We start from the raw sequence: 13,001 nt of genomic DNA, 5'->3' as shown, positions 1-13,001 counted from the left end.
AATATATGAGTAGAGATAACGTATACAACGATAGGTAGTTCTCTTTTTTTGTCTCTTTGTAGAAGCTATAATAATAGTATAAAAGAGATAGTATTTATAGTATAGATAGATTGAACAGTTGGAGGTGGAAAAATGTTTAAAGTACAAAGTATTATTACATCGTTTGGGGAAGAACGTTGGATGGTTTTACATAACAAGGGTGAACCAGTTATCCCAATCATGAAATTTATAAAACATAAGGATTCTTTAGGAAAAGCACCTAATACACTTAAAACATACTGTTATCATTTGAAAATATTCTGGTGTTTTCTAAACGAAAAGAATAAAGATTACAGAGAAGTGGATATAAGTTTATTAACAGAATTTATTCATTGGTTAAGAAAATCAACAGATGATATAAATACTATCTATTTAAATGACACAAAGAAGTTAGTGTACGCTAAAAGAACTGAATCTTCCGTTAACTTAATCACTAATTGTGTTATCGAATTTTTGGACTACCAATGGCGTAGTGGTCAAATCTTATTTAATGTAAAATCCAAAGTTACAAAAGAAGTCCATAATACAAGGCGGAAGTATCGTAAATTTTTAGATCATATAACACATACCCCAACAACCAAAATTAATATTTTAAAACTTAAGGAACCTAAAAGAAAAATAAAAACCATTACTACTAAGCAGGCGGAATTGATTCATATAGCATGTAATAACATAAGAGATGAGTTAATAATTCGTATTTTATATGAAGGAGGATTAAGAGCTTCTGAGTTATTAAGTTTATGGATAGAGGACTTCAATATCAATGATGGTAGTATCACTGTTAGAGAATCTAAAACACAAGCTGGAGAAAAAAGAAAAGTATATGTATCAAATGAAACAATGAATTTATTCCAAGATTATATTATCGATTACCATACTAATGATGTAGATTCTAACCATGTGTTTATTAATTTAAAAGGGAAAAATAAAGGGCAGCCAATGCAATATTGGGCTTTGCAAGCTGTTATACGTATATTGTCTAAAAAAACGAAAATAAACTTTACCGCTCATACACTTAGACATACATGTGCAACACAACTTTATGATCTAGGCATGGACGCTGGTATCATTCAAAAATTATTAGGACATGCCCAGGTACAAACTACTTTAAATATGTATATTCATCCTTCAGAAGAAACTATAAGAAAGCACTGGGATGAAGCCCAGCAGCATAGGAGAATGAGAAAATGAATATCGTAGCTATTAATTCTAATAAAATACAACGTAAAGTTATGAACGACCTTAAAGGGTATTGGGCTTTAGATGAATGGAAAATCGAAGAGTTTCCCCTGCCAGATAGAAGAGGAAAAATTAAAGAAACAAAAAAAATTGTTGATTTCAATAAAATTAGTAATGAATATATTAAACTGGAGATAAAGTACTATTCTTTTTATTCTTTAACCAATGAAATTTGGCTTTTATCCAGCTTTATGGAGAAGCATTTTTATAAAATGTACTTTCTTTCAAAATTTTTAGCCGAGAAATTCCCTCAAGTCACATCAATAATTGATATTCCTTACACTACATTATTAGATGAATACAAATTATATCTAACTGAAAATAATAAGCCGTTAAAATACCCCCATCATCGTGGAGGAGAATTTATTTCACCTTATCTTGGAGTATGTAAAAGTTTATATGATTTTTTCTCTAATTATTATGACGAACGACCTGAACATCAAAAAGATAAATGGAATATAAAAAGACTAGGGATTCCATATAATATGTCTCGAAGAGACAGATTTCTTAATTTCACCAGTATAAAATTTCCCTTTCGGGAATTAGTTAAAAAATATGTAAATCAAACATTACTTATACACCAACAAATTACCTTTGCGACCGCCCAAAATATTTTAAAGAAAATGTATTTGTTTTTTGATTTCATTGTAGAAACGTATCCAAAGTGGATAGATTTACAGAATCTACAAAGACAGGACATTGAAGATTTTTTATTTTATGTTAGAAATCGTGAAATGGGAGGAAAGAGTTATACGAAAAATCGTGTTCCTAGTAATCGTCATGTAATAGAGTGCCTTTCAAATGTCAGAAGAATAATTGAATATATGCAAGGTTTTGAATGGAAAGAAGCACCTAAAACCCCTGTTAACAGATTAATATTTCCCGAAGACTTTCCTCGAAGAGAAAAGAAAAACTATCACGAACATGTTAAACATGTGCCAGATTTTATATGGGAGCAAGTGTTGGAAAATCTACATAATTTAGATTCGGAAATTGCACGATTAATAGTCATTATGGAAGCAACAGGATTTAGAGTCTCAGATGTATGTCAGTTACAATTAAATTGTCTAGCATATAAGCAAGATGGTTGGTGGTTGGTAGGAGATCAACGAAAAGTAAATGTAAAAGAACATATTGTTCCTATTTCAGAAGAAATTGTGAAAATCGTTAAAATACAACAAGAATATATTAACAATCATGAAAAGAAGCATAACAACTTAAATCAATTTTTGTTCCCTGTTCTTACTGGAAAAAATAGAGGGATGGCCTTTTCACAAAAATCGGTTACCTATGCATTAAATCAACTAGCCGAAAAATATAAAATCCTTGATAAAAATGGAGAAATATTTCTATTTAAGAACCATGCTTTTCGACATAGATATGGGGTCAATCTAATTAATAATGGTATGAATATTCTTCATGTATAAAAGTTAATGGCACATACTAGTCCTGAAATGACATTAACTTATGCAAAAATTTCAGATAACACTCTTCGTAGGGAATGGGAAAAAGTTCAAAACTCAGTGCGTATTGACACAACTGGAGAATTAATACAAGCCAGTCTCCCTGAGCAGGCAGAAGAAAACGGTTTGGAACTAGAATGGATTCGCCATAACATGGACTCTATTCGTTTGGATCATGGATTATGCATAAAGAGTCCTAAGGTTAGCTGTGAATTCTTAGATTATTCGTTAGAAACCCCTTGTATTAAAAATAATTGTAGGAGTTTTCATGTAGATACAACATTTTTAGATTACTATAATGCGCAGATATTAAAGATGGAAGAAGATATTATAAAGTATCAAACTAGCGGTCGTATTCGTTCTATTGAATTGATTCAACCAAAACTTAATAAGTATAAGGAAATTAGGGATTCATTGAAAAATGAAATTGGAATTTTCGGTATGCCGAAACATAAACGAGAATATATAGGAGAGGAAAGAAAAATTGATGGTTAACAAACATCCGAATACAACGGGGTTATTGAATCATGCCTCTAAAAAAAAGAGGGAAACACAATATAGAGTGAATGAAGTAATACAGTTAATGGTTAAAGAAGGACAAAAAATTAATTTTAATTCAGTTTCAGAAAAAGCACAGGTTTCAAAAGCATATTTATATAGAGAACCCTTAATCAGAAAAACGATTGAAGACTTACGTCAACAGCAAGAAGGCATACATGATTTTAAGAATATAAAAAGAAGGACATCGGATGCCTCCAAGGATGTAATCATAGAAACTTTAAAGAATAAGCTCAATCTTTTAAAATATAAGAACAAGCTATTAGAAAGTGAAAATGAGCACTTAAAAACACAACTGAAAAAAGATTTAGGAAAGGTTTATGAAAATTTATAAATATGTGATATCGTCCTATCAGTTGTAAAATAACACCCTTAATAAAGCAGGATTTGAACATTTTTATTTTAAGAAATAGAATTTAAATCATAATGATACATATTAAAATCTTTTGCAAATACCTCTTGAACCAACTGAATTGTTTCTGCGTCATAAAAACTATCATAAGTAGGTAATCGTGGAAAAACAGGGGTTGTAATATCAGCGTCTGCATAAACTCCTTTGTAAATCATCTTACTCCCTTGATAATGCCAAGATTTTGATAATAGATCTAATGGTGATTTTTTTAATTTATATACCTCTTCTAGCTTCGAAATACCTGTGTTAAAATTTTCTAGATGGATATAGTTTGTAACAAATTCTTCTTCTCCTTGTATATATTGTTGTGTAAAGTGAGGATCTACTTGATCTAATTTTGTCATGTGTGCTTTTAAGTAATACAAAAATAGTTTAAAGGAAATGGGTTTATTGCAAGTTTCATCACCATACAGAAATTGCCGAATGGGTTTCCATACGGGATTTTCAATATTTGGTGGTGGAACCAGAGCAACAAAAGAACTTACTGCCCTTCTATAAGGATTTCTTACTAGTTTGTACGTCTTCTTCTCTTTAGTTTGTAATCCATTAGCTAATTGTGCTAAATAATGTGTAGAGTTCTTATATACTTCATACTCATAGTTGTGAATGAACGGATTGTACTTTATCGCTTCTTTAAATAAATTAATTTGATAAAAAAACCAGTGGGCTAGCGAAGTACATCCGCTTTTTTGGCTCCAAAACAAGATGAGGGGAAAATCTTTATGAAAATGAGGGACACGCCCTTGCTTGTATATAAAATTATATAGTTCTATATGATCCATTTTGAACCTCCATTCTTATATAGCAAAACATGAAATATTTTTAATAAGCGATAACTAACTTTAGTCCACTAACACCAATAATGATAGCTAAAAATATTTGAAGAGGTTTAACGGGAATCTTAGTGGAGAATTTACTACCAAGTATGACACCTGGGATAGAACCAATGAGTAAGTGAATTAATAAAAGATAATCTACGTTTCCTAAATTCATATTTAGTATGCTTGCAACCGTCACTAATAAAAACGCATGTGTAATATCTGTGCCTACTAATTCGGATGGTTTCAGTCGATATAAATATATCATTGCAATAGCAAATAAAGAGCCTGATCCAACGGAAGTAAGTCCCACGATAAAACCGAGTATTGCACCGATAAGAATTGTTAGGTTCTTTTTTTGGACCATAGTCTGTTTTTGAAAAAAACTTTGTGTAGATTCATTATAGAAAAATGTTTTTATAAAAATAGAAATTGCCGCAAGGATTAAAACATATCCTAATATATATTTTATAATTCCCTCTCGATTATCATGAAAAATTGGCAAGAAATGAATTATTATTACTGCGATAATTGCACTAGGTAAACTCCCAATAGCTAGATATTTTACTAGTTTAAAATTGATGGTTTTCTGTTTCCAGTGTTGGGATATTCCAAACATTTTAGTGATAGAATTATATACTAGATCCGTTCCAACAGCTACAGAAGGACTTATGCCTAATGTTAGAAGAAATGGAGTCAGTAATGCGGCCCCGCCTATCCCTGTTACTCCAACCAATCCCCCTATGATGAAACCCATCATTATAATAGAAATGCTCATTATAATTCCCCTTCCATACCGCTGGCTTTTCATAGTGGTTATAGTTTTTAAAGAGACTCTATACATAGTCGGGTGATAGGTATATTAGTTAAAAATTAATTTCATTCTTCTTATATCCATATGCTTCAAAATCGTCAGTAAATATTTCTGAAACAAGGTTTAGAGCTTCTTCATCATAAAAACTTCGATAGGTTGGTAATGAAGGGAAGTGTGGATTTGTAATATCATCATCTGCATAATTTCCTTTATGAATCATTTGATGTGCCCTATGGTGATTGGAGTTTGTAAGGAGTGATATATCAGAAGAAAGTAATCCATATTCTTTCTCCAGCTGCGGAATTATTGTATTAAAATTCTCTAGTTTTATATTTTGTTTGATGACCTTTTCTTCTCCCTCAATATATTGTTGTGAAAAATGTTGATCTAACAGAATGGATTTAGCCCCTATTTCTTTTACATAATATAAAAATTGTTTAAATGAAATTCCTTTCGATTCATTTTTATCATTATAAAAATACTCTCTAATCTGTTCCCATTGTTTCGAGGCGTAAGGGTTGTCATAAAGTATTAAAAATGAGCTTACAGCTCTTTTATAAGGGTTGCGCACAAGTTTTATGGTATCCTTACTTAGTTCCAAGAGTTGCATTTCTAAATTTGTGTAGTAATCAACTTTATTTTTGTATATTTCAGATTCATAGTAATGAATGAACGGTGCATATTTCATTGCTTCCTCATATAACCCAATTTGGAAGAAAAACCAATTCGCCAGAGAAGTACAACCACTTCTGTGACTCCAAAATAAAATTATGGGGAAATCTTTATGAAAATGTGGAATACGTTCGCCATATTCAATTAATCCTTTAATATTGTTCTTCATCAGCCAAACCCCTTCGTTATTCTGATATTTATTGAACACTTAAATACAATGGTAACTACTCATACCATTGTATTTAAACACCACTGTAAAGGTACTTAAGTTGGCATATAAAATCCCAGTGTATTAAAAACAGCTTACATAGGTGTCTTAATTTTCCAGGTTTATCAAAATGTAATAATTGCTTAACAAACTTTAAAATATAGAAATCTATTATAAAGAGAATTATGTATGAAGATATGTATACAACGATAGAGGCATTAATATCGCTACAATAATCGAAAAAAAGTCTTGATAAAATGGCAAAATGGACTCCGTTTGCCGCATTAACATCTCAATTTGATGGGATACGTGAAATGATTAAGGAAAAAAACAAAGTAACTCGTCCGATTTTAACACCTGAAGAAAAAGAACGAATTGAAAATATGCTCTTATGTTCATTAGTATCAGAAGAGGAAATAATGATTACATATTATGAGGACGGTTATTTGCTCTCTACTTATATGACCGTTGTTGATATTGACCCGTCAAATAGCGCTGTTGTATGTACAGATGCTTTTTATAACAAGATGAAATTGCAATTCGCTAATATAATAGATGTAAAATAGAATAAAATGCTATACTCACGTTTGGATCATTATTATGAAAATACGTTCGTTTTTCAGAGTGAATTGTAGTTTTTTATCATTATATTTAAATTCGTATATAACAAAATAAGAATTAATGTGATAAACTGAAAAGGATATGAAAGATTGCTGATATATGTATTTATTGTAAAAGTAGTGTTAGTAAAGTATTGGTGGTTCAAGTCAAAGAAAAAGACATCACACGGATGTCTTTTTCTATATATATATATGTATAGATATCATTAGGTTAAATAAAATCTTTAATGTAATTAGCTATGTCACTAGAAAACAGTGCCATAATTGTAACGACTATATACATAGCAAATAACGATTTAGCTTTTTTTCTCTCATCTGCTTGTTCTTTTTGTAGAGTGATATAGTAAAGAGATGTTAATAGAGTTCCAATAAAGACAAATATCAGGATTATTCTTTGGAGTATGACAGCTTGTTCTTCAGCTATTTGCATAAGAGTTTCAACGTCAGCTTTTAATAATATGTTCAGTCCAACCATTAAATATAGAACTAGTAAGGCTAATTTAAGAAAAGTTAATTTTTTCATTTCCATAGTGTTCCTCTCTCTTAAATTGTATCGTGAAATATTTTTAATATGGTTTATTACTGTATAGAATAATCTTACTTTACTAAGTGTTGCTGAATTTCTTTAATTAAAAGTTCTGCCCCTTCAGGACTAAGAACAATTTGTCCATTAGCTAATGACATATTTTTTTCTGAAATATCACCAGTTATTGTACAGGCATCATATGACTTGTATTTTTGTAGTATTATCTTTTCACCTTCTACAAATATTTCTATAGGATCTCTTTCTGCGATTCCTAATGTTCTTCTTAACTCTTTTGGTAAAACAATACGTCCTAATTCATCTATTTTACGTGTAACACCTGTTGATTTCATGCTATACCACCCTTTTATTTGTTTTTTAAATCGTTCAATTCCTTTAATAAATCTTCATGTTTCTCACATAATCTATATACATCTAATAATAATTGTCTACCATCTATTGCTCCCCATTGATTAGATATGTTAACACCATGCAAATATTTGATTAAATCTGGATTCAATACGGCATTTTTTATTTCATCTATACTCATCTTCATTTCTTCTTTAGGCATTTGCTCTCTCCCCTCCGATCTATCAATCACATATGGACAGACGGACTAAATGATGTGTTTTTTGTATCATTTGCATTTAATACTACAATTTTATCGATAAGATTAATTGCTTTATCTAATGAAATATTTTTTTCATGACATTTATAGCCTAGTTCTAATGTTAAAAGTGTAGCTTCACTTAATAGAGATTGTTTTTTAATCTCCTCAAATTCTTTTCCTGTTTTACGAAGGTTAATATACTGTTCTATCGACATAATTTTATGCTCCTCTCGCTACAATTACATATCTAAATTACTATTATCATCTTTTATTTCGTTTTCTCTCTCTTTAGCTTCTAACATAAAGTTAGCATAAATCATTATCTTTTCTAATTCATCTTTCGTCGCGTTATAATCTGTGATATAACGTTCTTTTCTACCTGGACTCATATATTTGTTTTTTTTCATTTCGTTTATTGTTTCTATATTTAAGATTTTCCCCTTTCCTTTTAACTCATGCACGAGTTTTAAATTAATAGCTAGACCTATACTCCAAAAAATCAAGCCGATAACGAAAGAGAGTAATAGATGTACTGAAAGAGAATTATCAATGATCATGAAATAGAGAAAATAGATAATTGATATTGTCCACAAAAATGGATTGTAGTACTTTTGTATTTTTTTATATTTTTTTATATTTATTTCGTGTTGCTTTTTTCTCATTTCAAGAGTCTCTAACATGTAAAAGCTCCTTTTAATTAGTTAACTAAGCTTTTTTCAAGCGTTGAGTATAAACATTACATTTTCACTCTGTATCCATAATATTAATTGTGATTAGCCTGATCAGAATTACTTTCTTAGTTTATTGTAGATGTGATTTGCTTAAATTCCTTAAAACCTATAACCCTATCATTTGAATCATATGCGTAAGCTAATTTGTAAATCCCTGTATTCGTTGTTATCTTGTAATATTCCGTTTTTGACACTGGTTCTATCAAAATATCTTCAATGGGTAATTTTAATTTCTCTATTAGCAGTTCCTCTTGTTTCTTTTCGTTGTAGGCTATCCTTTCATTTTTTTGTTTAACTGCTTGATTTTGTTCATTTATTTTGAAATACCCGCCTACCACTACTCCTATAAAACTTACTACCATTACAAATACTATGATTTTTTTCGCAACGTTTGAAAGACCAGGAGAAGTACCAGAAGCAGCGCTGAGTATTAAAAACGAAAATATTAATAGAATAATTGATATAAACAGTACGTGTGGTAAAGCCGTCAATTTATCTCAAACCCTTTCCAAAACAGTTTTTTTGCATAACTCTTATCTAAAATTAAATCTTTATAGATGCCACCTTTTATACTGTTAGTTTTGATTAGAAATTGTTGCATATTTAGCGAAAAAGCTATTCGCAAATTCATGAAAAAAGTAAATTACGCCATAAGCCAATAATAGAACACCTACTAAAAAACAAATAAATACAATTTTTCCTTTCCAATTGTATTCGCCTGAATGTCTAAATTTAAAAGATACGGCTAGTAAAAGAGGGCTTATAAAAAGTAATGGTACAGTGAATTTGTTTAAGGGCATACTGCCTCCAATAACGCTCCCTAAAATTAATCCACAAAATAAAATTGCTAATATCATTGGTTGTTTTATGCTCATTGCAATCTGTCCTTTCATCTGAATATATTTAATAAATTGATTGTTTTCAAAGTAAATAACAGGAGGACTCTCCTATATTAATTAGTTAGAATTGGGGTAATCTTTTTGATGATCATATTATCATCCATATCACGTGTAAAGATAACTCTAAATACCCCTTTTTCACTGGTTACCTTCGTATAATCCTCATAATCTTCGACTAATAATTTATCGCTAGCCGTTCCCAGCTCTGTTTCTAATAGTTTGTTTTTATCATTTATTTGTTTTTGCTCAAGGTCCCTTAAATTTAAGGCAACTTGTGCAAGATTCTGATCTGCTTCTTTACCAGAGTAATATAACGATCTGGAAAGAATAGCTACCGTCACTATTATAAATACTGTAGGTAAAGGATTTTCGCGAATAGAACTCAAATCGTTATTTATACCGAATAGTAACATTACGCCAGCAATTATAACGATTGAAATTGCTAGTGTTTGCATAATACGTTACCCTCCCATAATTATTTTATTCGCTCAAAACAACGACATAATTTGATTCAACATCTGGAAAACTGTAAGTAGAAAAAACAAGAATTTTAAATAGAATTAATTTCTTTAATCTTTTCCATTATCATTATTGCTTGTAATAGATGAAAACAAAGCAACATCTATCGCTTTCTTATTATTACTAGAATACCCTCTATATGTTGGTTTTCCAGAAATCATTCGTTTCATTAATATCAAAGTAATTAGTAATGTAGATACACAACCCACTATCCATAAACAAGACCAAAATAAATCAATCAAATCATTAAAGTTATTCATTTAACCACTCCTAAATTAGTTATTTTATGTTTATAGTCTAATTGCATTATAAATAGCTATCAGCAAGGAAAAGCCTAATAAGCATAAAATTATTATATTCAATGAGGCTCCTGTGTACTGTCCAATTGTTGCAGTCAAGTTATTATAAGCAGGTTCAAATTTATCTTTAAACATAAGCAAAATCCCCAAACTAATTAAACATATAATTGCTCCAGTTAATCTGATTATGTCTGGAGCATAAAGCTGCTTAGTTTTGAACCAAAGAACAATATTCATTACTAGGGTAACTATAGAAAAGATAAAGATTGATATGATAAGAGTTAAAAGTCCCATCGTGTTAACACCCTTTTCGTTTAATTATAGTTCATAATAAATAAAACTTTATATATTGATTATATAATTAATATGTAGATTAAACAACAATAAACTTCATGAAGTTTATTGTTGTTTAATTAAATTGATAGAAATTCAATAATAATGCTATTATATAACTATGAAAAAGTTAAAGGGTGTTCAATATGACTAAAAAGAAACATTATAAAGTAGTGAATAGAAAACAATTATCTACGACATTAGCCAATGATTTGAATGAAAGGTTAGAAAAACTTAAAGAGGATACAAATATACCTAAAACAAGACTATTAGACCAGGCAGTTTCACTGTTACTACTCTTTCAGTCTAATTCTACTAATGCTTTCATTAGTGAAATGAACGAATTAAAAGAGCAAAAAGGGCTTAATAGTAGTGAACTGACAGACTATATTTTAAATAGTCTTAAGAAGGAATAGGAGTTAAATAATTTTATAGAAGATTTTATATATGTAAATTTGTATGTATAAATACCTATTTTAATGTTATACTAGAATTAACCAAGAAGCATCCAACAAATTATGATTAATCACTACATTTTCTTTCATAGTATGTCAACGTAAAAAAGACACTTTCTTTAGTGTCTTTTTTACGTTTAAAGATGAATATATTGACTACAACTTATATTGGAATAACGCCAACAAAACGCGAATTTTGTAAGCAAAACAAAAAAACAATAAGCTGTCCACATGAACAACTTATTTACATAATTCCCGTTAGCTAAAGTCATTTTAAAATTCTATATGTCGATTTTTTCTTTGCCCTTGCGTATAAACCACCATATCAAAGCCGCAAGTAGTATGAGGATCGGTATTCCCTGAATAAAGAGAAACCCTCCCCAAAAATCAAGTTCAGTACTATATGGAGAGTCTGTTGCCATCACACCTATAAATAAAGCCACTGGAATTGTGCATAAATTTAACCCTAAACTGACCATTATGAATGTTAGATTTTTATTCTTAGTTTTTGGTGAATCAGAATTGAAGAATGAGAATACTGCAATGCCGATTATAAAATACAGTATTACATAAAGTTGATTAAGATACCCCATAATATTCCTCCGTTATCCTAATTGTACCATCAGCAAAGACAACTTAGTACAAATTCGCATAAATAGAGTATTCATTTGAGGTTAACAAAACGTCTCATTATCGGTAGCAATGAAAAGGACTTTAAATTTAATTCGCAGGATCTCTTTCTTTTACAAGATCTTCGATGTTATTTGCTTCTTTGATTTCTTTTGACGATAACCAATTTTCATTTATTGTTCCTGTCTTATTGGTTAAATAGATGTTAAAGTTTTTATTATATAGTTCTTCTTTAAGGATTGTGGTTACTTTGATTAAATCCTCTATTAAAAGGGGATTGTTTTCAAATATATTATTGGTGGTATTAATAACTAAAGTCACTAAATATTTTCGACTATCCTCTTCATCTGAACTTGAATAAGTAATACTTTTAATTGCAAATCGCTCGTTTTGCATTTCATGTAATCTTTCTTCCACTTTGGTGTGTGTTCTAATCCAGTTTTCCCAATATTTATTTATGGCATCTGACATCGTAGATTTCATCTTTTGTAACAGTTCTTCTTTTGTTATCCTTTCTTGCACATTTTTAAAAGGTTCACCTAAAGATTGGCCAGTATGATCCTTAATTTCAAGTTCTGTTATCTTTTTATTATTCTTCTGAATGATTTGAAATAGAGCATATAAACGATCTAATTCTACTGAATTCAATTGGCTAAAGTCAATCTCATTACTCATTTGCAAAGTTAATAATAATTCATTAGTTGGTTTTCCTTCATCTGGATCTTTATTATCTAATATATATTGAAGCGGATTTTCCGTTTCAGATTCCACGTAGCCTAATTTTTTTATTTCTTCTAGACCTGGTTTGAACTTCTTATATTCCTCAAATGTTTTTTTTCCGTATTGGTATTCATCACCTACTGGATTTGAATAGAGGAGACCTTGTACTTTTACTCGGAATTTTAGATATTTGTTATTTTTTTCTTGCACAGTATGGTAGGTATTACCACCATTATTTTCATTTATCGGGCTCCAATCTGTTACAACTATATCAATACCGTGTTTTTCTTTTATATATTCTTGTACCTCAGCTCCATTTTCTTGATTACAACCACTTAGACATAAGAAACATAATACTAGCAATATTACATGCTTCAAACTTTTCATATAAGCACTCCCTACGTAAGAATCAATTCTTGAATGTGTAGCACACTGCAAA

At 30.0% G+C, this 13,001-nt stretch carries 18 protein-coding genes and 1 pseudogene; 5 read left to right on the top strand and 14 right to left on the bottom strand.

Features of this window, described 5'->3' with window-relative positions; all coding sequences use genetic code 11:
* Positions 1-132 precede the first annotated feature (132 nt).
* From PDQ40_RS22625 to PDQ40_RS22610, 3 genes and pseudogenes are all read left to right on the top strand, one after another.
* Complete coding sequence (locus PDQ40_RS22625) at positions 133-1,230, top strand: tyrosine-type recombinase/integrase (protein WP_000477499.1); 1,098 nt, start codon at positions 133-135, stop codon at positions 1,228-1,230.
* Positions 1,227-3,236 (top strand): annotated as a pseudogene (locus PDQ40_RS22620) (tyrosine-type recombinase/integrase). Before PDQ40_RS22625 ends, PDQ40_RS22620 begins: the two are co-directional and overlap by 4 nt.
* Positions 3,229-3,633, top strand: a complete 405-nt coding sequence (locus PDQ40_RS22610) for a DUF6262 family protein (protein WP_000247457.1) — start codon at positions 3,229-3,231, stop codon at positions 3,631-3,633. The pseudogene PDQ40_RS22620 and the gene PDQ40_RS22610 overlap by 8 nt, the downstream one beginning before the upstream one ends.
* Before the next feature lie 68 nt (positions 3,634-3,701).
* On the opposite strand, the gene PDQ40_RS22605 is transcribed toward PDQ40_RS22610, so the two are convergent.
* The 3 genes from PDQ40_RS22605 to PDQ40_RS22595 all read right to left on the bottom strand — a co-directional run bounded on the left by PDQ40_RS22605 (position 3,702) and on the right by PDQ40_RS22595 (position 6,184).
* Complete coding sequence (locus PDQ40_RS22605) at positions 3,702-4,493, bottom strand: sulfotransferase family 2 domain-containing protein (RefSeq protein ID WP_043937166.1); 792 nt, start codon at positions 4,491-4,493, stop codon at positions 3,702-3,704.
* A 40-nt stretch (positions 4,494-4,533) separates the two neighbouring features.
* The gene (locus tag PDQ40_RS22600) at positions 4,534-5,307 is read right to left on the bottom strand and encodes a sulfite exporter TauE/SafE family protein (RefSeq protein WP_000027993.1); all 774 of its coding nucleotides are present in this window, start codon (positions 5,305-5,307) and stop codon (positions 4,534-4,536) included.
* Between the two features lie 88 nt (positions 5,308-5,395).
* On the bottom strand, positions 5,396-6,184 hold the full coding sequence (locus PDQ40_RS22595; protein ID WP_000794364.1) for a sulfotransferase family 2 domain-containing protein: 789 nt from the start codon (positions 6,182-6,184) through the stop codon (positions 5,396-5,398).
* A 296-nt stretch (positions 6,185-6,480) separates the two neighbouring features.
* Between PDQ40_RS22595 and PDQ40_RS22590 the strand changes: the two genes are divergently transcribed.
* Positions 6,481-6,789 carry a YolD-like family protein gene (locus PDQ40_RS22590; protein ID WP_270691638.1) on the top strand — a complete coding sequence of 103 codons (309 nt, stop codon included), beginning with the start codon at positions 6,481-6,483 and terminating at the stop codon, positions 6,787-6,789.
* Between the two features lie 265 nt (positions 6,790-7,054).
* On the opposite strand, the gene PDQ40_RS22585 is transcribed toward PDQ40_RS22590, so the two are convergent.
* The 9 genes from PDQ40_RS22585 to PDQ40_RS22545 form a co-directional block, all read right to left on the bottom strand.
* On the bottom strand, positions 7,055-7,366 hold the full coding sequence (locus PDQ40_RS22585) for a hypothetical protein (protein ID WP_313949393.1): 312 nt from the start codon (positions 7,364-7,366) through the stop codon (positions 7,055-7,057).
* Positions 7,367-7,440: 74 nt separating this feature from the next.
* Positions 7,441-7,719, bottom strand: a complete 279-nt coding sequence (locus PDQ40_RS22580) for an AbrB/MazE/SpoVT family DNA-binding domain-containing protein (protein ID WP_242227906.1) — start codon at positions 7,717-7,719, stop codon at positions 7,441-7,443.
* A gap of 14 nt (positions 7,720-7,733) precedes the next feature.
* The gene (locus tag PDQ40_RS22575) at positions 7,734-7,937 is read right to left on the bottom strand and encodes a hypothetical protein (RefSeq protein ID WP_242227907.1); all 204 of its coding nucleotides are present in this window, start codon (positions 7,935-7,937) and stop codon (positions 7,734-7,736) included.
* Between the two features lie 26 nt (positions 7,938-7,963).
* Positions 7,964-8,191: a hypothetical protein gene (locus PDQ40_RS22570; protein WP_242227908.1), complete on the bottom strand. Its 228-nt coding sequence runs from the start codon at positions 8,189-8,191 to the stop codon at positions 7,964-7,966.
* 24 nt (positions 8,192-8,215) lie between these two features.
* The gene (locus PDQ40_RS22565; protein ID WP_242227909.1) at positions 8,216-8,656 is read right to left on the bottom strand and encodes a hypothetical protein; all 441 of its coding nucleotides are present in this window, start codon (positions 8,654-8,656) and stop codon (positions 8,216-8,218) included.
* Positions 8,657-8,772: 116 nt separating this feature from the next.
* On the bottom strand, positions 8,773-9,198 hold the full coding sequence (locus PDQ40_RS22560; protein WP_242227910.1) for a hypothetical protein: 426 nt from the start codon (positions 9,196-9,198) through the stop codon (positions 8,773-8,775).
* Between the two features lie 84 nt (positions 9,199-9,282).
* Entirely contained in the window at positions 9,283-9,582 is a 300-nt protein-coding gene (locus tag PDQ40_RS22555; protein WP_242227911.1) for a hypothetical protein, read from the bottom strand.
* Between the two features lie 77 nt (positions 9,583-9,659).
* The gene (locus PDQ40_RS22550) at positions 9,660-10,061 is read right to left on the bottom strand and encodes a hypothetical protein (RefSeq protein ID WP_242227912.1); all 402 of its coding nucleotides are present in this window, start codon (positions 10,059-10,061) and stop codon (positions 9,660-9,662) included.
* 354 nt (positions 10,062-10,415) lie between these two features.
* A complete protein-coding gene (locus tag PDQ40_RS22545; RefSeq protein WP_242227914.1) occupies positions 10,416-10,718 on the bottom strand; it encodes a hypothetical protein in 303 nt (100 codons plus the stop codon).
* A gap of 185 nt (positions 10,719-10,903) precedes the next feature.
* Between PDQ40_RS22545 and PDQ40_RS22540 the strand changes: the two genes are divergently transcribed.
* On the top strand, positions 10,904-11,173 hold the full coding sequence (locus tag PDQ40_RS22540) for a ribbon-helix-helix domain-containing protein (protein ID WP_000162599.1): 270 nt from the start codon (positions 10,904-10,906) through the stop codon (positions 11,171-11,173).
* Positions 11,174-11,493: 320 nt separating this feature from the next.
* Here PDQ40_RS22540 and PDQ40_RS22535 read toward each other — a convergent pair whose 3' ends face one another.
* Positions 11,494-11,805 carry a hypothetical protein gene (locus PDQ40_RS22535; RefSeq protein ID WP_098236873.1) on the bottom strand — a complete coding sequence of 104 codons (312 nt, stop codon included), beginning with the start codon at positions 11,803-11,805 and terminating at the stop codon, positions 11,494-11,496.
* 127 nt (positions 11,806-11,932) lie between these two features.
* Positions 11,933-12,949, bottom strand: a complete 1,017-nt coding sequence (locus tag PDQ40_RS22530) for a hypothetical protein (RefSeq protein ID WP_242227915.1) — start codon at positions 12,947-12,949, stop codon at positions 11,933-11,935.
* Between the last annotated feature and the right edge of the window lie 52 nt (positions 12,950-13,001).

Origin of the sequence: Bacillus cereus group sp. Bc061 (assembly GCF_027715825.1) — a bacterium.
Classification (GTDB): Bacteria; Bacillota; Bacilli; order Bacillales; family Bacillaceae_G; genus Bacillus_A; species Bacillus_A paranthracis.
This window is presented reverse-complemented; position numbering and strand designations above follow the sequence as displayed.